Origin of the sequence: Lacibacter sp. H407 (genome assembly GCF_037892605.1) — a bacterium.
Classification (GTDB): Bacteria; Bacteroidota; Bacteroidia; order Chitinophagales; family Chitinophagaceae; genus Lacibacter.
The window spans coordinates 3,215,078-3,236,032 of the sequence record NZ_JBBKTU010000001.1 but is presented as its reverse complement, the minus strand read 5'-3'; the positions used below and the strand labels follow the sequence as shown (position 1 = coordinate 3,236,032).

The following is a 20,955-nucleotide window of genomic DNA, read 5'->3' as shown; positions in this document are numbered from 1 at the left end:
CTGAGCCACTCTGCATTCTCTTAACCATCAACCATTAACCATGAACTTGTTCACTACTCCCTCCTCCATCATCATCACTTGCCATAAACGCATTGCTCCTTATCTTGAAAATGAAGTAAAGGAATTGGGCTTTGCCATTGATGAAGCATTTGTTACCGGTGTAAAGTTGACGGGCACCATCAACGATTGTATTAAACTCAATTTGAATTTGCGTTGTGCGAGCCAGGTGTTGTACAGTTTAAAACAGTTTGAAGCCAATGATGGCGATGATGTATACAAGAATTTGAAAGATTACGCATGGGAAAACATTTTACCTGATCCCGGTTATTTTTCGGTGACGAGTAATGTAAACAATCCAACCATTAACAACAGCATGTTTGCCAACCTGCGGGTGAAGGATGCCATTGTTGATCGTCTTCGTGACATCAGAGGTACACGTCCATCAACAGGTGCTGAGTTAACCGGCACTGTGATTCATTTGTTCTGGAAGAATGAAGATGCCGAAGTGTTTGTTGATACATCGGGTGATTCATTGGCGAGGCATGGTTACCGAAAAATCCCCGGTCTTGCACCAATGTTGGAAGGGTTGGCATCAGCTACGATTTATGCAAGTGTGTGGGATCGTGTGTCGCCATTCATTAATCCGATGTGTGGTTCGGGTACGCTGGCGATCGAAGCAGCGCTGATCGCTACAAACCGCAGACCGGGTTTGTACCGCACCAATTATGCATTCATGCATGTGCAGGGTTATGATGAGAGTGTGTATGTGAAAGAAGATGCGTTGCTGGAAGAACAGATCATTGATGTGCCTGATTTGAAAATTATTGCGACTGATTATAGTCCGAAAGCAATTGAGAATGCAAAGAAGAATGCGATCGCAGCAGGCGTGCAAAAGTTAATTGAATTTGCTGTTTGTGATTTTGCTGATACAGAAGTTCCTGCTGATGCAAAAGGCATCATGATGGTGAATCCGGAATATGGTGAACGACTGGGTGATATACAGGAACTGGAAGCCACCTATGCACGCATTGGTGATTTTATGAAACAGAAATGCGGCGGTTATTTCGGTTATGTATTTACCGGTAATATGGAACTTGCAAAAAAGATCGGACTGAAAGCGAAACGCAGAATTGAATTTTACAACAGTACCATCGATTGTCGTTTGCTGGAATATGAATTGTATAGTGGCAGCAGAAGGGAAGCGAAGGTTGTGGAGTAGACCAATCCTACCCTGCCGTATATTTGTTGTTCATGCAAACAACACATTATCCCATCATCATCATCGGCGGCGGGCCCATTGGTTTGGCCTGCGGCATTGAAGCAAAGAAAGCAGGTATCCCCTATCTTATTTTAGAAAAAGGATGTTTGGTGAATTCGTTGTACAACTATCCTTCCAACATGACGTTCTTCTCCACTTCTGAACGTTTGGAAATCGGGGATGTGCCGTTTGTATCAGTAAATGCAAAACCAACAAGAGCAGAAGCATTGGAGTATTACAGGAGAGTTACAGTTGCTTACAAACTCAACATCAACTTATTTGAAGAAGTAAAACAAGTTGAACGATCAGCAAATAATTTTTCTATTCAAAGTACCAAACAAAACTATACTGCTGATCATATCATCATTGCATCAGGCTTTTATGATATTCCTTATTTACTCAATGTAAAAGGCGAAGACTTACCGAAAGTAACACACTACTACAAAGACCCTCACTTTTATGCCTTTCAAAAAGTAATGGTTGTGGGTGCAAATAATTCGGCAGTGGATGCTGCTTTGGAAACATGGCGCAAAGGCGCTGATGTTACAATGATGATCCGTGAAAAAGAAGTGGGCGAACGTGTAAAGTATTGGGTTCGTCCTGATGTAGTGAACCGTATTGAAGAAGGATCCATCAAAGCTTATTATGATTCATCGATCATTGAAATAAAAGAACACGAAGTGATCATTCAAACACCTGATGGTATCAAAACAATTCCAAACGATTGGGTAATTGCGGCAACCGGCTATCAACCCAACTTGCGTTTCTTAGAAAAGATGGGGATTGCATTATCAAATGATGATGTACGCAAGCCTGATTACAACGAAGAAACCCATCAAACAAATGTGCCCAATATTTATCTCGCCGGTGTTATTTGCGGCGGCATGAACACTTCCCGTCTGTTTATTGAAAATTCACGGGAGCATGCATTAAAAATTCTGCGATCCATTCAAGAAAAAAACTGATACTCCGGCTGAATGGGCCTGTTTCATTTTCCACTCATCACATTCTGCAATTCCGGGCTTTTCCATCGGCCATCATTCCTTATTTTCGGGCTATTCATTACTAAATTTCAACTGTATCAACATGATCCGATTATTATTTGCGTTGCTGCTGCTCAGCACTGTTGGCTTTGCACAGCAAAAAGATTCTGTGATGGTGAGCCGCATTATCAAAGAGGCTACCGACAATTCACATTTAAAAAAACTGGGACAGGAATTAATGGATGGCATCGGGCCACGTTTGGTGGGTAGTCCGCAAATGCAACAGGCGCATGATTGGGCAGTAGCCAAATACATGAGCTGGGGAATAACTGCACGCAACGAAAAATGGGGCGAGTGGCGTGGATGGCAGCGTGGTATTACACATGTGGATATGATTCATCCACGTGTAAAAACATTGGAAGGCATGCAATTGGCATGGAGCCCCAACACCGGCGGTAAAACTGTTACGGCTGATGTAGTATTGATTCCGGACCTCGCCGATTCAGCTGCGTTTCAAAAATGGTTACCAACTGTAAAAGGAAAATTTGTATTGATCTCCATGTTGCAACCAACCGGCCGCCCCGATTATAACTGGGATGAGTTTGGTACAAAGGAATCGATTGAGAAAATGAAAAAAGAACGCACTGAAGCGTCATCTGCATGGAGCAAACGAATCAGCAAAACAGGCTACACTACAAGAACATTACCTGCAGCGTTGGAAAATGCAGGAGCTGTTGGCGTGATCATGAGTAACTGGAGTGCAGGCTTTGGTGTAAATAAAATTTTTGGTGCCAACACAAAAAAAGTTCCCACCATTGATATTGCACTGGAAGATTATGGCTTACTGTATCGCCTAACCGAAGCTGGAAATATTCCAAGGCTGAGTGTACGTGCCGATTCAAAAGAAAATGGTGTAGTTCCCACATACAATACGGTTGCTGAAATAAAAGGAACCGAAAAACCAAATGAATATGTGATGCTGTCGGCACACTTCGATTCCTGGGATGGTGGTACAGGTGCAACCGATAACGGAACCGGCACATTGGTGATGATGGAAGCGATACGTATCCTGAAAGTATTATATCCAAATCCAAAACGTACGATCCTTGTTGGCCATTGGGGAAGTGAAGAACAAGGTTTGAACGGTTCACGTGCATTTGTAGAAGATCATCCTGAAATTGTTCCGAATATTCAGGCACTCTTTAACCAGGATAACGGAACAGGACGTGTAGCGAATATTTCCGGACAAGGTTTTTTGCATGCATACGATTATATCGGTCGTTGGTTGGCAAAAGTGCCCAACAATATCCGTCAGCAGATTGAAACAAGATTTCCCGGTAATCCGGGTGGTGGCGGATCTGATTACGCATCGTTTGTTGCAGCCGGTGTTCCTGCTTTTTCATTAAGTTCACTCAGTTGGTCGTATGGTTCATATACATGGCATACTAACCGTGATACTTATGACAAGATCGTGTTTGATGATGTGCAAAGCAACGCCATCCTTACTGCTATACTTGTGTACATGGCTTGTGAAGATGAAACTAAAACCTCACGTGAGCGAATTGTATTACCGGTAAATCCAAGAACAGGTGAACCGGGCAGATGGCCTGCGCAAACCAAACCAACCCGCAGAGGTGGTTTAGATTAAAAAAGATCATAAAGAAAACATCCCGCAACTGCGGGATGTTTCTTTATAACACTATCTCAGTTTGAAAATTTCTAATTCAACTTTTCACGCTCCTATCGCTTAGATATTTATCGTAACCGCATTACTATTTCTTTTCCTTTTTTCAGTAACATGCTGTTATTCTCAACTTCGTACCCATCTACTTCTTTCAATACTTCCAGAAAGCGATTTTCAAATGCCTGATCGCCACACATCATTTTTGTAGAGATCACATTTGAAAATGTAATACTTCCTTTCTTTGGTAATGTATAACTGCCTGAAATGCGGTTGCAGCCTCCGGTGCCGTTGAATTGTTTTTGTGAAGGGACAAATAAGAGATTCGCATCTTTTTCGGTACCGCTCAATTGAACAGGTACAGTTTTGAGTTCATACAAGGTCCACCGTTTCATATCCCAATTATGATCGGGAGCAAGTTTCGGGCTGCAGGAAATAATGGCTAACAACAGAACAGAGAGGATAGATAGTTGCTTCATACGCTTCACTTTATTGAGTTAAAAAAACAAAGTAACAGGAAATCAAAACAATCATCAACTATAAAAGTTTAACACAATGCCTTGCAACTTTTTGTATGAAATTATGATTGTCGTCAGCTTAATTGCTATTTATACTCATTCCAACCTTATAACGTCAACTGTACGTTTGTCGACAAATCAAGATCATGCACCCAAACACCAACCATTTGAATCTGTCGAAATATGGTTCCGCCTTACTCATCACCTGTATTTATCTTACGCTCAGTATCATCTGGATACTTTGGAGCGATGCATTGGCCGAACAACTTGCCCACAACAATGCTACCTTATTGGTTCATCTGCAGAATCAAAAAGGAATTGCTTTTGTTGTATTGTCAAGTATCCTTCTTTTCATCATCAGCTACAGCCTCTTCGAACGTTTGCGGCACTCCGATAAAAGAAAAACAACCTTAGAGCAAAAATTTGAAGCGCTCAACGTTGCAGCACGTGGCGGAATGATCGATTATGATACTGAAACAAATACGGCGATCATCAACGAAAAGATGAGCTTCTTTATTCCGGGCAAAAAAACCACGATTGATAATTTCTATGCGTTGTTCCTTGAACGTATTCATAAAACTGATCGTGCACGCATCACTGCAGAGTGTCAAACAGCTATCGAGTCCAGCCAGGATATATGGACAACAGAATACAAGCTACTTGGAATTGATGGAATTTATTATTCTGTGATCAGCAGTTTGTTTCTGTTGCGTGATGCGAAAACAAATAAGACCCAACGTATGGTTGGCGAGATCCAGGACATTACACAGTTACGGAATTTGCAGGCTGATTATTTCAACCAGCGGTTAAAACACAAACAACGTTTGGCCAGCACCATTATTAAAGCACAGGAAAATGAACGGAACCGTTGGGCCGAAGAACTGCACGACAATGTATCGCAACTGCTCACAGTCGTGAACCTGTACCTCAGTAATACAGTAGTAACGCAGGAGAAAAATATCTCCATGATCAGCCAGGCAAAACAGATCGTTACCGAAGCACAACAGGAGATCAGGATGCTGTCGGCTACCATCAAGCCGCCCCAATTTTCATTGATGACTCTACAGCAATCGATCGAAAAACTGATCGCTGATATCAATCGTGTAAAAAACACGTCCATTCATTTTGCATCTGCTGAATTCAACGAAAGCGAACTGAAAGATGAACAACTGCTGATGATCTATCGTATTGTGCAGGAACAACTGAACAATATTTTGAAATATGCTGAAGCAAAACAAATTGACATCAAGCTGCAAACAATCAACGAACAGGTTCATCTTTCTATACGGGATGATGGAAAGGGATTCGATAAAAAACAAATGAAAGCAGGGCTTGGCTTCCGGAATATGCAAAGCAGGTTACAACTTTATAACGGACACATGGAGCTTTCCACATCGCCGGGCAAAGGGTGCAGCGTGAATGTTTCATTTCCTGTTTAGATACACATTAACAACCCTTGTTTAGCGATCAAAACATGTGTACGAACAAACGCTTAACAAAAAAAAATTCATAACAGCATTACTTTCTTTGGTTTGATTTTTGATATTTTCTAACAACGATACATCATCGTCCATCTTACATCTATTCAACGTGAAAATCAACCACCGATCATGAAACTTACCAGCTATGCAGTTGTGTTCGTATTGCTTCTAGGCAACACCGCCTGCGAACGACAAAACAATCCCAACAATGAAAGCGATGGCTCAAGTCCCGTATTTCTCATCATTGATGAAGAAAGCATTGACAACGGCAATGAGCCCAATAATTTTTCAGCCAATGATGTGAACGATCAACTGGCTACTGTTGGTTTGCGCCAACAGCTCCGCTACTTCCAGAATAATGTTGGAAAAACAATTGATCTGTACACCGGTCAGGTTGGTGATGAAGGATGGCATGCACTCAAAACAATTCCTTCGAGCTGGATCAGCACCGGACCCACACCCAATGGAGCACGCAATTTTTTACAGGCAGGTCCAAAACTTGGCGGCGGTGAAGATGATAAAGAAGTATTGCTGGATAAAATTCCTGACATAACACCATTGCGTGCAACAGGGTTAACGATGTTGATTGGCAAAACAGTGCTGGCAGTTGTATATGATGGCGACATCAGCACCAACTATTCACCATTAACCGGAAATTTACAAGGTGCCAATCTCGGCATTGTAGCATTTGATGTATTGGCAGTAACAGAACGCACCGACGGTTCAACATCATCGTTACCAAAAATAACCGTGCGTATTCGCAATGCTGCACAAACGGCAAACGGAACGCTTCAGTTGTTTTCCAACGCACCGGTACCGCAATCATCATCTGAACCATTTGATATTGCACCTCCTGCTTCAGCACCTGCTGCAACATTTACAGCAGCACAATAAGCGTACAAAGCTTCTTTCTCTATACTCCCGGCTTATCGACATGAAAAACTGATACAGCCGGGATTTTTTATTCGCCGGATCGTGCTGATTGCTTTAAAAATACCATTCGCTGAGTTCTTAATCGTATGTTAAGAGCAGCATCATTCAGTTTGGAGTTGTTAAAACAAATCAACAACAGTGCCGCTGAAAATCAGGTAGTTTTTATTCATTTGCAAGATTTCATTAACAATTTCAAATTTTTCTGGCATGCTTTTTCTATTGTACCCGGTATGGTTCGAAACAATTTTTTAAACCTGAAAAGCCAGAAATTATGAAACAAGTATTTACTCTTTTATCGTTCGCAGTGATCATGGTATCCTGCAAGTCAAAAGTTGAAACAACAGATCAAACGAAAGTATTATCTGCCTTAGATTCAGCCGAGTTTGCTGCTTTCCAGGAATGGAAAGAAGAACAGGAAATGAAAAAGATGCAGGCCGCAAATACTGTTCGATATGTTGAACGCAAACAAACAACCGCAGCTCCTGTTGTTTATCAAAATACAACTCCTGCTAAAAAGAAATGGAGTAATGCCACAAAAGGCGCTGTTATTGGTGGTGCAAGTGGTGCCGTAATTGGCGGTGTTGTAAGTAAAAAGAATCGTGTTGCCGGTGTGTTGGTAGGTGGTGTATTGGGAGCCGGTGGCGGTTATGTTATTGGTAAGTCTATTGATAAGAAACAGGGCAATTAGAAAGCTGCCTGTACGTTAATACCAGCGGAGGTCACTTGTATTCATGTTGATCTCCGCTTTTTTATAGCAATCTATTTTCTATGAACGCAGTTGATCTGTTTTTAGCAACATTATTACTACTGTCAACTTTTATCGGCTACCGGTATGGAGCCATGCGTTTATTTTTTGAATTGATCAAATGGGCAGGTTCGGCTGCTCTTGCTGTATTGTTCTACTCAGTAACGGTGAATGAAATGCTGCAACAGGTTCCTGAACTCAAAGAGTGGTACTTACCCATCAGTATTCCGGTCATCTTTATCCTTTCCTATTTACTGTTGTCATTTATACAGCGATTGATGCTAAGAGGCAACTCCAATATTCATCTTGCCGATAAAATCACAGGACTGATCCCCGGTTTGTTAACAGGAATTGTTGTGGTTGCCATTACAGCCCGTTTACTTTCACTTTCTGTTTTTGAGAACATCAGTGCAGAAGCAGACAAGAGTAAAATTGCTGCCGCTCTTTCGCCTTACACAAGCGATGCAGAAACAATGATCACTCCGCTTCTCAATAATTATTTGCCTGCTATCATTCATGATTCAAAAAAAGCAGCAACTGAAAATACAGTTCATGCAACTGAGTATTTTTCTGTTCGACCAGATCTGGAATATCAAATGCTGCTGCTGGTTAATGCCGAACGAAAAAAGAAAGGGTTGAAATTATTGAATATTGACGAAGACCTCAAAAAAGTAGCAAGAGCACATTCGGCCGATATGTTGACGAGAGGATATTTTTCGCACATGACACCTGAGGGTAAAGATCCGTTTCACAGGATGAGGCAGGCGGGCATTACCTATAAAAAAGCAGGTGAAAATCTTGCGTATGCTTCCACCCTTACAGAAGCACACAAAGGATTGATGAATTCGCCCAGCCACCGTGGAGCTATTCTCAACAAATCATTTGGCCGAATTGGCATCGGTATTGTTGATGGTGGAAAAAATGGCTTGATGATCTCGCAGGAGTTCAGGGATTAACTATTGCAGACTGTTCCTTTTTCATCAACGGAAATGTTACACAAAACCTGTTTGTTTTTGTATCGGCCTCGCTGAAATGTATCACTCCATTCATACTCACAACACGATAATACACGATATTACTGATCAGATCTTTCTCCCGTTGTTTTACAAAACGTTTGCTTGCATCATCTTCAATACAAATTTCGATTTGATTTGTAATATGTAACCGGATCGTAACATGCCGGATCTCGTTATCGGCCTGTAATACCTGCAACCATGATTCAGCAATTTTCGCACAGTTCATTGACTGGGCAAAATCAACTGTTTCTGTATCGCCAACTATTTTCAGCTGAACGGTAAATGAATATGTTTCCTGTTTTTGATACAGAAAGTCTTCCATCAGTACACGTATCGGTACTTGATTCAAAGTAGTAGGGCTGATGTTGTACGATAGATTTTTTACATCGTTCAACGCACTGGTGATCGCATTGCTTGCTTCCTGAATATTTTCCAACCTGTTATTTTCACTATCGGCTGCCATATTCAGATACAATCGCCCGGCAGCAAGTTCCTGCGCAATATTTTCATGCAACTCTCTCGCAACCGATAAATTTTCTTCATCCTGCTCCCGTATGAGATGGCTCATGGCCTGGTTTTTCAGTTTGATCAATTCAGCAGAGCGTTGTTCGATCACTTTTGATTTTAACCGTAACTCCAGTAACATGGTTACCTGGTTCGACAATAGCTCCAACGCACGTTCCTGCATTGGGCTGAGTGTACGGGGCTTGGTGTCAAGCACACAAATGGTTCCGAGGTTTTGTCCGGTGGGTGAAACGATTGGAGCACCCGCATAAAAGCGAACATTCATTTCACCAGCTACAAATGGATTGTCGAAAAAACGTTCGTCTTTTGACAGATCGTCAACGATCATTACATCTGTATTTAATATCGCATGTGAACAGAAAGAAAGGTCCCGGCTTGTTTCGGAAATGTCATTATCAATTCCTTGTTTTGATTTGAACCACTGTCGGTCTTTATCGATCAACGTTATCAACGATACAGGGCAATTGCAGATCTGCGCTGCCAGTTCACGCAATTCATCAAATGCAGTTTCCGGTTCTGTATCAAGGATATCGTACAACTGAATATCTGCAAGTCGTATTTCTTCCGAACGGGGTATTTGAGCGATGATCATAGTATTCATATTGGGCACGGAGATAATTAATTCAATCACTTACGTACACTTTTTTGTAACAGGATTTCTGTTATAGCTTACTTTTTCAGGTTCTAAGGATTTCTACTTAGTGCCGGTAAAAACAGTTGGTTCAGGTGGGATTGTTCTACAGGAGAGAAGATCAAGCAACGATCGATGCAGCTTATTTCCTTTCTGTACTGCAAAACTCGTTGTTTCAACAACCATTTATTGGTGCTGGAGGATACTTCACATATATTTTTTTGATTAGTACATATTTCTACTTACAAAAACTGTGAGAATAATCTTTTATTGACAGCATTCTGTTGCAACACATCTAAAATATGAAACAATGATACTATTGATGTTACGGAATAGTTTCTCTACCTTAAAGGAGTAAACCAATTTTAAACATCAAAAAACTTACAGCTATGCCAATTGTTAAAGTAATTGAAGTGATCGCTTCATCTGAAAAAGGAATTGACGACGCCATTCAACAGGCCGTTGCCGAAGCATCTAAAACCGTTCGGAATATTGATTCGGTGTATGTACAGGATATTAAAGCACATGTAAAAGACGGGAAAGTAACAACGTTTGGATGCGTTTGTAAAATATCGTTCAGGCTTGAGTAAGATATTATACAACTGAAAAGCAAAACACTGAGCAGTTACTCAGTGTTTTGTTTTTATAACATGTTTTCGTTTCATTAATCAGTCAGTTCAGTAGAATCTTCCGGTAAATGATCGTACTCACCTTTAAATGCATACCATCCAAAGATCACGAGCCCAACTACAATCGGTGAAAAAATAGTTATGATAATGATCCACGGAATGGGCTTGTTAATATCCTTTGTTCCTGCACTGTCAATATTATACCAGGCTGCGAGTAACAGTAATACAAAAACAGCAGGACCCATGATCATCCAAACTATACCGGCATATCGTTTCAAGTTGTTCATATATTAATCGTTTACGTTGGGATCAATTTTATTATTAAGATATAAAACGCCAATTACAAAACACAAGGCCGCTACCCCAATCGGATACCAAAGCCCCACCAACGGATCAGCAGGAAAACTTGTGGTGAGCAGCAAACCAATGAACGGCACCAATCCACCAAACACACCATTGCCGATATGATATGGTAACGACATTGACGTATAACGGATCTTGGTTGGAAATAGTTCTACCAGAAATGCGGCCACAGGTCCGTACACCATCGTTACAAAAAATATCTGCACAAATACCAGCCACACAAATTTCCAAAACACTGGTGATGGCAAATGCCTGTCGCTGTAGGTTGTTGTGGGTTTGTTGATAATAAGATCCCCTTGCTGTTGTACGGTATCTTTTACTTTTTCTGTATATGCCCAGCCATTAGCTGACGCATACGATGTAGTAACAGAGCGAACAAAACCATTTGTACCGGCAATTGGTGCTGCTTCAATTATTGGTTTTGCTGTAACCTTCAGATCAACGAATTCAATTTTTGTATGATCAACACTATCGAGAAAACTTTGATAGATGGGCCGGTAAAAAATTACACCCAGCAACATACCGATCAACATGATCCACTTTCGGCCGATCCTGTCGCTCAACCAACCAAAAAACACAAAGAAAGGTGTTGCAAACAAAATAGCCCACAATAAAATGGTACGGCTCTGTTCAAAATTGAGATTCACTTTTGTTTCCAGAAAACTTTGCGCATAAAACTGGCCTGTGTACCAGATAACCCCCTGCCCCATTACAGCACCAAATAACGCCAGCAATACCATTTTAAAATTTCCTTTGTGACTGAAACTTTCCTTCAATGGATTTACAGATGTTTTCCCTTCATGCTTCAGCTTTTCAAACAGCGGCGATTCTTTCATCTTCATACGGATATAAATAGAAACACCCACCAACACGATCGATAACCAGAAAGGATAACGCCAGCCACCCCACTCTGCGTCAAAAGCCGCATCACTCATACTTGATTTTACTAATAGTATAACACCCAATGCAACAAATAAACCAAGTGTTGCAGTGGTTTGTATCCAGCTTGTATAAAAACCACGTTTGTTCGACGGCGCATGTTCGGCCACGTAAGTAGCAGCACCACCATATTCTCCACCCAAGGCCAATCCTTGAATCAAACGAAGTAACAACACAAGTATGGGAGCCAGCACACCAATTGTTTTATAACCGGGCACAAGGCCGATCAAAAATGTAGAGGAGCCCATCAGTACAAGTGTTAAAAGAAACGTGTACTTACGTCCGATCAGATCGCCGAGCCGTCCGAATAGTAACGCACCAAACGGACGTACTATAAAACCGGCAGCAAAAATGGCCAATGTGCTGAGCAACGCAGCTACATCATTTCCTTCGGGAAAAAACTGTACAGATATTGTTTTAGCCAGCATACCAAAAATGTAGAAATCGTACCATTCGATCATAGTACCCATCGAAGAGGCGGCAATCACTTTCCAGATAGATGAGGAAGCATTCGTTTGATTCATGTATTCGTTATTATTGTTTTTGCTCCCGATAGTTACCGGGATTATCCGCCAATGAACAGTTCAGTTGGTATCAACATTTGTTATGGCTCATTTCATTCGAGGAAGATAAGAAAATGAATTGTACTACAAAAATGATCTGTCTGGCTTCTGTTCTGCTATTGATTGTTCGTTTTCTTTAGAAACTCATCAATCAAACGGGCTATCATCAAACACACATAGCATCATCACTACAAAAAAAACATTGTTACCGGCAAACATGTGAATTGTGTAACCGATCAGTTTAATTGTGTAACATGTGTTGGGTGTATATGCAGCACCTTTGCAAAGTATTTAAGCTGTTAGTCCGTACAAACGAATAAGCCCAACACTACACAGTAAAATGCAACAAACCACTTCTACCTCTTTTGCTTTAATGCACAGGCAGATTCTCTTTCACGTAAATAACAAGTAAAGTATATGATTCGTTTTTTAAGTTTAGCCCTCATGGCTGTAGTAATTTCAGGTGCGGTTAATGCACAACACATGAACATTGGTATTAAAGCAGGATTAAACCTGTACAATATTAAGAACAGCAACGATGTTAAATACGACCTGAAGCCGGGCATCAATGCCGGTATATTTAGTCATATTCATCTCAGTGATCAATTTGCATTTCAACCGGAAATAGTTTTTTCTGGCCAAGGCGCAAAATATACCACCGGTGGTGTTGAAACCAAATTAAACCTCAACTACATCAATGTACCGTTGATCCTGCAATACATGTTTGATAATGGTTTCCGTTTACAGGCAGGCCCTCAGTTTGGCTTTTTGATGAGTGCAAACTCCGTAACAAATGATGTAAAGACGGATATAAAAGATAATTTAAAAGCACTTGATGTTACCATTGGTGTTGGTCTTGGTTACATACACGTTCCATCAGGATTTGGTTTGAATGCACGTTATAACCATGGATTAACCAACATCAATGAAAACAGCAGCAGTTCGAAATCATTTAACAGAGGTTTTCAACTGGGTGTGTTTTATCAATTCCAGCATAAAGATTAATCAACTAACTATATTTACTGCAAAGCCCCCCGAAATATCGGGGGGCTTTTTTGATTCCTGATGTAGATAACCTCTGACTAGTTCTTTTTCTCCGATGCGGTTTCTTCTTTGGAAAATCCACTTCCAAGTGCACGTATAAAATTCGATAAGGGACCTTCCATTTTATTGGTACGATCGTCCAATGTATTATTATGTAACAATTCGCCCATTTGCAAAACCGCCGGCAGGTATGGAAGTATATGGGGCAGTTGACTGCTCATATACCGCTTTACATGGTGCATGCTTGCATCTTCCGGCAACTCTTGCTTCCAGATAATACCTACTGCACAAGAAGCTATGGTATTTAATTTCTCCGTTACATTTTCTGTTGTGTAGTTTGCATACTCCGCAATGTGTTGTACAATGGCAGTTCTGTTATCGGCAAAGATCTTATCGCCCCAAAGTGTTGCGGGATCGGCTTCCAGTATATGCGTGGCACCTACGTCGCTACAACTGTAATTATACAAAGCAGTAAGCACAGCCGGTATACTTGCCTGGCTGAACCGATGTTCATCAGGTGTTGTATCATCTTCCTTTACAACTTGTGTATTCGGATCAATTTTTTGTAACGGCGGATAACCTAATTCAGCTTGTACTGCTTCCAGAAGAGTGAGTGACATAAAGAATGACGTTTTGTTTGAGTGATAAATAGCAATCACCATTTCAAAACGTTTGTTTGAAACGGCTGTCAATTTGTGTTACGCAGTATATACTCGCTGAACACATACAAAAAGCCGGAGATCAACAGCGCCGTGATCATGATCACAACTACCGCAATGCCCAGCTTTGAGATGTTTTTCATTTTGTTCATACAACAGTAAAAAATACTGTTCATGTAAAACCATTATTAAAAGTAGTTGGCCAGTCCCTTATACACGGATGCTGCCAATAGAACCAAGTAATCCAAATGCTTTTAACAGCCAGATCACGATCGCTATTACAACTACAATATTGAGGATGTTCTTGATCTTACGATCCATCGGGATATAGGTGTTTATCAACCAAAGAAGAACTCCTGCTACAATCAATACTACAACAATGGTCAGCAACGGCATAAACGTATTTTTTATTTGTTGTAAAGATGGGCTGCTTTGATATGGCTTTCGTTACAAAAGTTGCAGAATTGTTTACATGATTCACAGGTTTCAAAATTTTCGGATTCGTTGTGGTAGTTTGAGGAGTGAAAAACAATGTCTGCTTTTGGCTACAGAGGTTTTTATTGCAATCGACAGCAGTAACTAACCATTGTTGCCGGGCTGTCTGATCTGAATCATAAAATGAAGCAGCCGAAAGCGGTAAAATTAGGACTACCTTTATAAGATTACAGAGGTGTGGCTTAGCAGACCAGCTTACCAGGTATTTAGCAAAAAAGTTAAACCAAAACACAGGCAGGTCTATGAAGTTGTATATTAAAAATATGGTTTGCATCCGTTGCAAAATGGTGGTGAAAGAAGAACTCACCAAACTTGGTATCCAATACACAACTGTCGACTTAGGTGAAGCAGATATTACTACTGAATTCACGACCGAACTTCATGATCAATTCAGAGATGCATTATTACGATCAGGACTTGAACTGATGGACGATAAAAAAAGTGTGCTCATTCAACGTATTAAAAATGTGATCGTAGAATTGGTTCATTACTCAGAAGAACCATTGATCGTAAACTTTTCTGTATACTTAAGCGATCAACTGAAACACGATTATACCTATATGGCCAACCTGTTTTCGGAAGTAACAGGCAGTACCATTGAAAAATTTATTATTGCACATAAAATAGAACGGGTAAAGGAATTACTCGTATACGACGAACTCAATCTTACCGAGATCGCCTATCTTATGCACTACAGCAGTGTGGCACATTTAAGTGCACAATTCAAAAAAGTAACCGGCCTTACCCCCTCCCATTTCAAGAAATTAAAAGAAAAGCGACGCAATATGCTGGAGGATGTGTGAATTTTACAACACTACATGTGCATTCTGTAAACAAACTGCCGGCAAATAGCTCCACCTTTACTACGGCATCTACAAGCTTGTTTTGAGGTTATCCATAGCTCTGAACTGATGAAGAAAAGAGCTGGTGGCTTCCAAAAACAACTAAACAGATCTTTTGAAATTTTACATTAAGAACATGGTTTGTATTCGCTGCAAAATGGTGGTGAGAGATGAACTGACTAAACTTGGAATTTCATATGCATCTATTGAATTAGGAGAAGCTGAAATTGTGGGAATGGTAACCGAACAGCAACGGCAGGAGTTTCGAATTGCACTGTCGAAATCAGGGCTTGAGTTGATGGATGATAAGAAGCGTATCCTGATCGAGCGCATAAAAAATATAGTGATTGAAATGGTGCATTATTCAGAGGAACCGTTGACTGTGAATTTCTCGGTTTACCTGGCAGGAAAATTACAACTTGACTATACATATATGGCTAACCTGTTTTCGGAAGTACAGGGTGTTACTATTGAGAAATTCATCATCATACATAAAATAGAACGGGTTAAGGAATTACTGGTGTATGATGAAATGAACCTCACAGAAATTGCTTTTCTTATGCATTACAGCAGCGTAGCACATTTAAGTACTCAGTTTAAGAAAATAACAGGGCTTACACCTACACATTTTAAACTGCAGAAAGAAAAGCGCCAGGTAGTCAGGAAGGAGTTATAGGAACAGTTGGTTACAAAATTGGAACTATTTAATTCAGTAGTATGCTTAATAATATTCTTCTTCTCGCCTTCTTTGTTGTATCAACAGCCTTATTGATCTGGTACATGCTGCGGCGTAAAAAAAGCAGCTCGGTAAAACTGTTCCATGCAGCATTACAAGATGAGAACAGTGGAGAATTTGCTTCAGCTATTGTACAATACGAAACAGCATTGAATGAAGCAGAGAAAAATGGTTTTGATGAGCACCTGCGCAGCCGCATCATTGAAAAACTGAAAGTGCTGCATACCATTACTGAATACGAAAAAGATATGCGTCAGCAGGCACGCATCTTTCAACTTGACCCGGCAATAAAAAAATCATTATAAAATTGTTCATCTTTTTTAATCATTAAAAACAATCACATCATGGGAAATCTTCTTTATATCATTGCCGTTATCCTCATCATTGGATGGCTCGTTGGTTTTTTTGCCTTCAATGCCGGTGGCATTATTCACGTATTACTGGTTATTGCGGTCATCGCCATTCTCATTCGTATTATACAGGGCAGAAAGATCCTTTGATCGTTACCGGAAATACGGGTGTGAATTCTATAATTTTTTGCAGAGATCGTATAACAGAATAACGTAGAAGAGCCTGTAGCTTTACAGTAATGTTCTATTAAAGATAAGATAATCTTCACCCTTTTAGAGTAGGTTTTGGTTAAAGCCTTTGCGTCTGCAAAGGCTTTTTTCGTTTGCATACCCGTCTGAAATTCCTAAAAGTATGAATGATGTAACCCCACCACGGGCTTGTATAACATAACCGGCGTTGTTTTACAGAACTTTAGATGTTGGCTACAGGACACACCACAGCAACAATCAACGAAACAGCAACTTGCATTTAACCCATTTAAACGCCAACTATGAGCACGGAAGAAATCAACAACAAGGTCGACATTTCGGAACTGGAAAAATCGAAAGCCCACATAATTGTGGAAATTATTGAGTACATGCCCAACTCAGTGGTGATCAAAACCATTATTAAAAAATCAACCGGCAACATCAGCGTAATGTCGTTTGACAGTGGCGAAGGTTTAACGGAGAAAACATCACCTTTCGATACGTTTGCACAGATCATTGAAGGCAAAGCGGAAATCGTAATTGATAACATATCACATTTACTTACTTCGGGCGAAGGCATCATTATTCCTGCGCATTTACCCAACTTCATTCGCCCGAATGGACGGTTTAAAATGATCCTGACCATTATAAAAAGCGGATACGAATAAGTGAAGCTATTAGAGCTTCCATTTATTTCAATTAACCCCTCGTTTATATGAACGATCAGCAACTTCATCCTTCTGCCACCCAAGGCCGCACAACTAACAGCAACAGTAAATCAACCATTGCAACCACTACCGTACGGGAAATTCTTACCAATGGTTTTATTGCAGTAGATCAAAATTGGAATGTGATCGAATGGAATACTGCGGCCGAAAAACTGTTACGGGTAGAAGCAAAAAATATAATTGGTCATAATTTCTGGAAAACATTTTCAGGACTACTGCCAGTTGAATTTTATGCGAACTATTACAAAGCATTTCAATTAGAAACACCTGTTCGATTTGAAGAGTATTGGGCAGAGATGGGCGCCTGGTTTCAGGGAGTTGTGTATCCGCAGGGAAAAACAATTTCTATTTCGTTTACCTGCAGCAGTCAACCTGCCAATCCCGAACAGAAGTTGAAAGTGTTGCGGGATCTGTATCTGTTTGTTACAGAAGTAACCAACGACTGTTTATGGGAATGGGATCTTCAGGCGAAACAATTGTTTTGGATCGATGGCGGCCATAAACGCATTTTTGGTTACCCGATTGAAAACGCAATTATTCCGCAGAGTTATTGGGAGAGCCGCATCCATCCCGACGACAGCAATGGCTTACTCAGCAGATTACAAACAATCCTTACAACAGGCACAGAGGAAAAATGGGAAGATGAATATCGCCTGCGGAAAATGGATGGCAGCTATGCGATTGTACACGATTGCGGACATATTTTTTACAACGAGAACAACGTAGCCATGCGAATGATCGGCGCTACACAGGATATTACCGCCCGAAAAAAATCAGAACAACTACTGCTGGCGAGTGAGCAAAAATTATCGCTTATTGCAAAGCAAACAGTGAATGCTGTGATTGTAACAGACGCAGAACAACATATTACCTGGGTAAACGATGCCTTTACAAAAATCACCGGATATTCGAAAGATGAAGCAGTAGGCCAAGTGCCAGGCCATTTTTTGCAAGGAAAAGAAACCAATGCAGAAGTTGTGGCAGCGCTCAATGAAAAAATAAAGAATCAACAGCCCTTTGATTGCAAACTCATCAACTATACGAAAGCCGGTGAAAAATTTTGGGTTCATCTGGAGGGGCAAGCCCTTTTTGATGAACAGGGAAACTGCAACCAGTTTTTTGCGATCCAGGCCGACATTACTGAAACCATGGAGCTTGAATTAAAGTTGATCGAGGAACGCATTACCCGGCAGCGGGAAATTACAGGTGCTGTTATTTCTGCACAGGAAACCGAACGTGCAGAAATTGGCAAAGAGTTGCACGACAATCTTAACCAATTGCTCGCTGTTGCAAAGCTATATATTCAAATGGCAAAGAAATCGGAAAGCAAACGGGATCAATACCTCGATCGATCCTGTGACCTCATCAAAAATGTAATTGATGAAGTACGTCGCATTTCAAAAGCATTGGTAGTGCCGGGTATGCACGAAATTGGCGTGTTGGAAAACATACAAAATCTCATCAACGATCTGTCCGATATCCATCCTGTTAAATTCACATTTTACAAAGATGAAAACCTACACACACTGATTGACAAAAAAATTCAACTGACCATTTTCCGTATTGTACAGGAACAGGTAGCTAATATTTTAAAACATGCCAATGCTACCCGTGCGAACATTGATCTAACCTTACATGACGGGCAGGTATTCCTGCATATCTCCGACGATGGGGATGGCTTTGATCATCAACATCCGGTAAATGGGGTGGGCATACTCAATATTAAAAGCAGAGTGCATGTAAACCATGGCAGCATGCAAATCACTTCTTCGCCCGGGAATGGCTTTACACTCGATGTAAGCCTGCCTCTTCACTATTCTCCGAAAGATTAAGAGCGTTTGCTCATTTAAAAAAATCAGAGAACAGCTGCGTCCTCTTTGCCTCTGCGTGCCAATCAATCACTTTGTATGCAATAAGATTCGGACAGATGTTATCTTTTGCTACATCCTATTCATTGCGCATCGTCAAATTCCTCAACATTTTTTATAGATGCAAAGCACAAAAAAAAGCTCCTGATCAGGAGCCTTTTTGATTGAGTAAACAGCGAAGGGTAATTCCTGCCTATCAATTCTTTGAAACAATAATTTTGGTGGTGGTTTGTTCACCGCTTTCACGTGCAATTACTTTCAATGTATACATACCTGTAACAAGGTTATCAATTTGAAGCGTATTATCAGAAACACCTCTCCACTGCCGCACTTGCTTTCCATACATATCCACTAACAGCATATCACGGATCACTTTGCTTTCGTCAAACACAACCATTACCCGTCCATTGGTACTTGGGTTAGGATAAACGATCATTTTTCCACTCTGCCCATCACCACGAACAACTCTTGTTTCGCTTATACTGGTTTTTCCATCATAGTCAATCTGTTGAATACGGTACTGTGTCAATCCTCTGCTGGAATTCATATCAGTAAACGAATAACTAAGTGGCAGGCTACTGCTGCCGGCTACTGATTTTGAAGGAACAAAAGCCGACTGTTTCCATGCTTCGTTGCCTTGTTTGCTTTGTACAATAAATCCTCTTGTATTTTCTTCTGTAACCGTTTCCCATTTCACTATCACATTCGATTGATTCATTCTGTTGGCAGAAACTGCACCAAAGGTTACAGGTAATGGTCCACATGGTGCCTGTTGCAACATAAATACTCGGGAAGCACCCGATGCTGCACCGGTCGTTTGCGTTACAACAATAAAGATGTTTTGATTTTTATTCGCCTCCGGAATAGCACCCGAAATCGGAATGGTTCCCATTGCTGCAATTGAAAAATCAGTATTTGTAATGAGCAGTGTATCTGTATTGGGAGTGAAATAGCCATCGTTGTTTACATCTGCAAACACACGATAGTAACCATCCAACTGTGCCGCTGTATTATTGCTGATTGCTCCGGTGAACGAATTCGAAAAACAATTCACAAAACCAAATACAGCAAAATAACCGGCAGTTGAACGGATGCCACAATTCACACAATGTGCACGTTGACCACTTGCTGCCTGGCTCGACCAAAGATCAACCACCACAACTGAAGGAGTTGTACAAGCTACAGGCGATGTAGCAATCACCCCATACAAGGTAATCGTAGCTGTTCCATCAGGTAACACCACTTTGCTTGCTGAGTCGATTGCTGCCATTGGCACTGTAGCATCTGCTGGATAAGATGTAAGGATCACGGGTGTTTCACCAAGGTTATCTAATCCAATGTTGAGAAATGATTTTACAAGATCTGATTGCATTGGCGCTGCGATGGCACCATTCTGTGTAGATTGACCATTCTCGCATTTAAAATAATTAGGATAATCATTTTGCAACCATGCATGGATAAAAATGAATTTATTTCCGTTGTTGTCGGCAATATTAAAGGTTACATCAAATTTTACCGTACAGGAAGTTGCAGTTCCGGAAACAACAGTGATGTTCTGTACAATAATGTCGCTCACGGTACACTGTGCCTGTGTGCGGTTACTCGTCACTAAAAAAGTCGCTAAAAAAAGGGCAGAAAGTAAAAAAGTTTTCATGTGTTAAATGATTAAGATGAAAGAGAAATTTCTTTTTTCAGAAGGAATTGGAAGCTTTCATCTATATACATTCAACACAGGTTATAATGTATCAAGGTGCGGTAAGAGCTGCAAAGATTGAATAA

At 40.7% G+C, this 20,955-nt stretch carries 22 protein-coding genes; 15 read left to right on the top strand and 7 right to left on the bottom strand.

Annotation, left to right across the window (positions count from 1 at the left end):
* Positions 1 to 40: 40 nt before the first annotated feature.
* From WG989_RS14070 to WG989_RS14060, 3 genes are all read left to right on the top strand, one after another.
* Positions 41 to 1,219, top strand: a complete 1,179-nt coding sequence (locus WG989_RS14070) for a THUMP domain-containing class I SAM-dependent RNA methyltransferase (protein ID WP_340430243.1) — start codon at positions 41 to 43, stop codon at positions 1,217 to 1,219.
* A gap of 32 nt (positions 1,220 to 1,251) precedes the next feature.
* Positions 1,252 to 2,223: a YpdA family putative bacillithiol disulfide reductase gene (locus tag WG989_RS14065; protein ID WP_340430242.1), complete on the top strand. Its 972-nt coding sequence runs from the start codon at positions 1,252 to 1,254 to the stop codon at positions 2,221 to 2,223.
* A gap of 121 nt (positions 2,224 to 2,344) precedes the next feature.
* Positions 2,345 to 3,889, top strand: coding sequence for a M20/M25/M40 family metallo-hydrolase (locus WG989_RS14060; RefSeq protein ID WP_340430241.1), 1,545 nt, complete (start codon positions 2,345 to 2,347; stop codon positions 3,887 to 3,889).
* 107 nt (positions 3,890 to 3,996) lie between these two features.
* On the opposite strand, the gene WG989_RS14055 is transcribed toward WG989_RS14060, so the two are convergent.
* Positions 3,997 to 4,401, bottom strand: coding sequence for an META domain-containing protein (locus WG989_RS14055; protein WP_340430240.1), 405 nt, complete (start codon positions 4,399 to 4,401; stop codon positions 3,997 to 3,999).
* 185 nt (positions 4,402 to 4,586) lie between these two features.
* Here WG989_RS14055 and WG989_RS14050 point away from each other — a divergent pair, with 185 nt between their 5' ends.
* From WG989_RS14050 to WG989_RS14035, 4 genes are all read left to right on the top strand, one after another.
* Positions 4,587 to 5,879, top strand: a complete 1,293-nt coding sequence (locus tag WG989_RS14050; protein ID WP_340430238.1) for an ATP-binding protein — start codon at positions 4,587 to 4,589, stop codon at positions 5,877 to 5,879.
* A gap of 171 nt (positions 5,880 to 6,050) precedes the next feature.
* Positions 6,051 to 6,815, top strand: coding sequence for a hypothetical protein (locus WG989_RS14045; protein ID WP_340430236.1), 765 nt, complete (start codon positions 6,051 to 6,053; stop codon positions 6,813 to 6,815).
* 310 nt (positions 6,816 to 7,125) lie between these two features.
* On the top strand, positions 7,126 to 7,542 hold the full coding sequence (locus WG989_RS14040; RefSeq protein ID WP_340430235.1) for a glycine zipper family protein: 417 nt from the start codon (positions 7,126 to 7,128) through the stop codon (positions 7,540 to 7,542).
* 80 nt (positions 7,543 to 7,622) lie between these two features.
* Positions 7,623 to 8,555: a CvpA family protein gene (locus tag WG989_RS14035; protein WP_340430233.1), complete on the top strand. Its 933-nt coding sequence runs from the start codon at positions 7,623 to 7,625 to the stop codon at positions 8,553 to 8,555.
* Here WG989_RS14035 and WG989_RS14030 read toward each other — a convergent pair.
* Entirely contained in the window at positions 8,545 to 9,732 is a 1,188-nt protein-coding gene (locus tag WG989_RS14030) for a GAF domain-containing sensor histidine kinase (protein ID WP_340430231.1), read from the bottom strand. The genes WG989_RS14035 and WG989_RS14030 overlap by 11 nt on opposite strands.
* A gap of 428 nt (positions 9,733 to 10,160) precedes the next feature.
* Between WG989_RS14030 and WG989_RS14025 the strand changes: the two genes are divergently transcribed.
* A complete protein-coding gene (locus tag WG989_RS14025; RefSeq protein ID WP_340430229.1) occupies positions 10,161 to 10,361 on the top strand; it encodes a dodecin family protein in 201 nt (66 codons plus the stop codon).
* Positions 10,362 to 10,435: 74 nt separating this feature from the next.
* Here the strand turns inward: WG989_RS14025 and WG989_RS14020 are convergent, their stop codons facing one another.
* Positions 10,436 to 10,687 (bottom strand): DUF6814 family protein, encoded by a 252-nt coding sequence (locus WG989_RS14020; protein WP_340430227.1) that lies wholly within the window; start codon positions 10,685 to 10,687, stop codon positions 10,436 to 10,438.
* Between the two features lie 3 nt (positions 10,688 to 10,690).
* Positions 10,691 to 12,226, bottom strand: coding sequence for an MFS transporter (locus WG989_RS14015; protein ID WP_340430225.1), 1,536 nt, complete (start codon positions 12,224 to 12,226; stop codon positions 10,691 to 10,693).
* 483 nt (positions 12,227 to 12,709) lie between these two features.
* On the opposite strand from WG989_RS14015, the gene WG989_RS14010 reads away from it, so the two are divergent.
* Complete coding sequence (locus tag WG989_RS14010) at positions 12,710 to 13,270, top strand: porin family protein (RefSeq protein WP_340430223.1); 561 nt, start codon at positions 12,710 to 12,712, stop codon at positions 13,268 to 13,270.
* Positions 13,271 to 13,347: 77 nt separating this feature from the next.
* On the opposite strand, the gene WG989_RS14005 is transcribed toward WG989_RS14010, so the two are convergent.
* Both WG989_RS14005 and WG989_RS14000 read right to left on the bottom strand, forming a co-directional pair.
* Positions 13,348 to 13,929: a hypothetical protein gene (locus WG989_RS14005; RefSeq protein WP_340430222.1), complete on the bottom strand. Its 582-nt coding sequence runs from the start codon at positions 13,927 to 13,929 to the stop codon at positions 13,348 to 13,350.
* Positions 13,930 to 14,178: 249 nt separating this feature from the next.
* Positions 14,179 to 14,364, bottom strand: coding sequence for a Thivi_2564 family membrane protein (locus WG989_RS14000; RefSeq protein WP_340430221.1), 186 nt, complete (start codon positions 14,362 to 14,364; stop codon positions 14,179 to 14,181).
* A 341-nt stretch (positions 14,365 to 14,705) separates the two neighbouring features.
* Between WG989_RS14000 and WG989_RS13995 the strand changes: the two genes are divergently transcribed.
* The 6 genes from WG989_RS13995 (at position 14,706) to WG989_RS13970 (ending at position 19,140) form a co-directional block, all read left to right on the top strand.
* Positions 14,706 to 15,266 (top strand): helix-turn-helix domain-containing protein, encoded by a 561-nt coding sequence (locus tag WG989_RS13995; protein WP_340430220.1) that lies wholly within the window; start codon positions 14,706 to 14,708, stop codon positions 15,264 to 15,266.
* A gap of 154 nt (positions 15,267 to 15,420) precedes the next feature.
* Positions 15,421 to 15,981, top strand: a complete 561-nt coding sequence (locus WG989_RS13990) for a helix-turn-helix domain-containing protein (RefSeq protein ID WP_340430219.1) — start codon at positions 15,421 to 15,423, stop codon at positions 15,979 to 15,981.
* Positions 15,982 to 16,022: 41 nt separating this feature from the next.
* On the top strand, positions 16,023 to 16,346 hold the full coding sequence (locus WG989_RS13985; protein WP_340430218.1) for a hypothetical protein: 324 nt from the start codon (positions 16,023 to 16,025) through the stop codon (positions 16,344 to 16,346).
* Between the two features lie 39 nt (positions 16,347 to 16,385).
* A complete protein-coding gene (locus WG989_RS13980; protein WP_340430217.1) occupies positions 16,386 to 16,541 on the top strand; it encodes a lmo0937 family membrane protein in 156 nt (51 codons plus the stop codon).
* A gap of 341 nt (positions 16,542 to 16,882) precedes the next feature.
* On the top strand, positions 16,883 to 17,248 hold the full coding sequence (locus WG989_RS13975) for a cupin domain-containing protein (protein WP_340430215.1): 366 nt from the start codon (positions 16,883 to 16,885) through the stop codon (positions 17,246 to 17,248).
* A gap of 47 nt (positions 17,249 to 17,295) precedes the next feature.
* Positions 17,296 to 19,140 (top strand): PAS domain-containing sensor histidine kinase, encoded by a 1,845-nt coding sequence (locus WG989_RS13970; RefSeq protein ID WP_340430214.1) that lies wholly within the window; start codon positions 17,296 to 17,298, stop codon positions 19,138 to 19,140.
* A gap of 232 nt (positions 19,141 to 19,372) precedes the next feature.
* On the opposite strand, the gene WG989_RS13965 is transcribed toward WG989_RS13970, so the two are convergent.
* Entirely contained in the window at positions 19,373 to 20,830 is a 1,458-nt protein-coding gene (locus WG989_RS13965) for a T9SS type A sorting domain-containing protein (RefSeq protein WP_340430212.1), read from the bottom strand.
* Between the last annotated feature and the right edge of the window lie 125 nt (positions 20,831 to 20,955).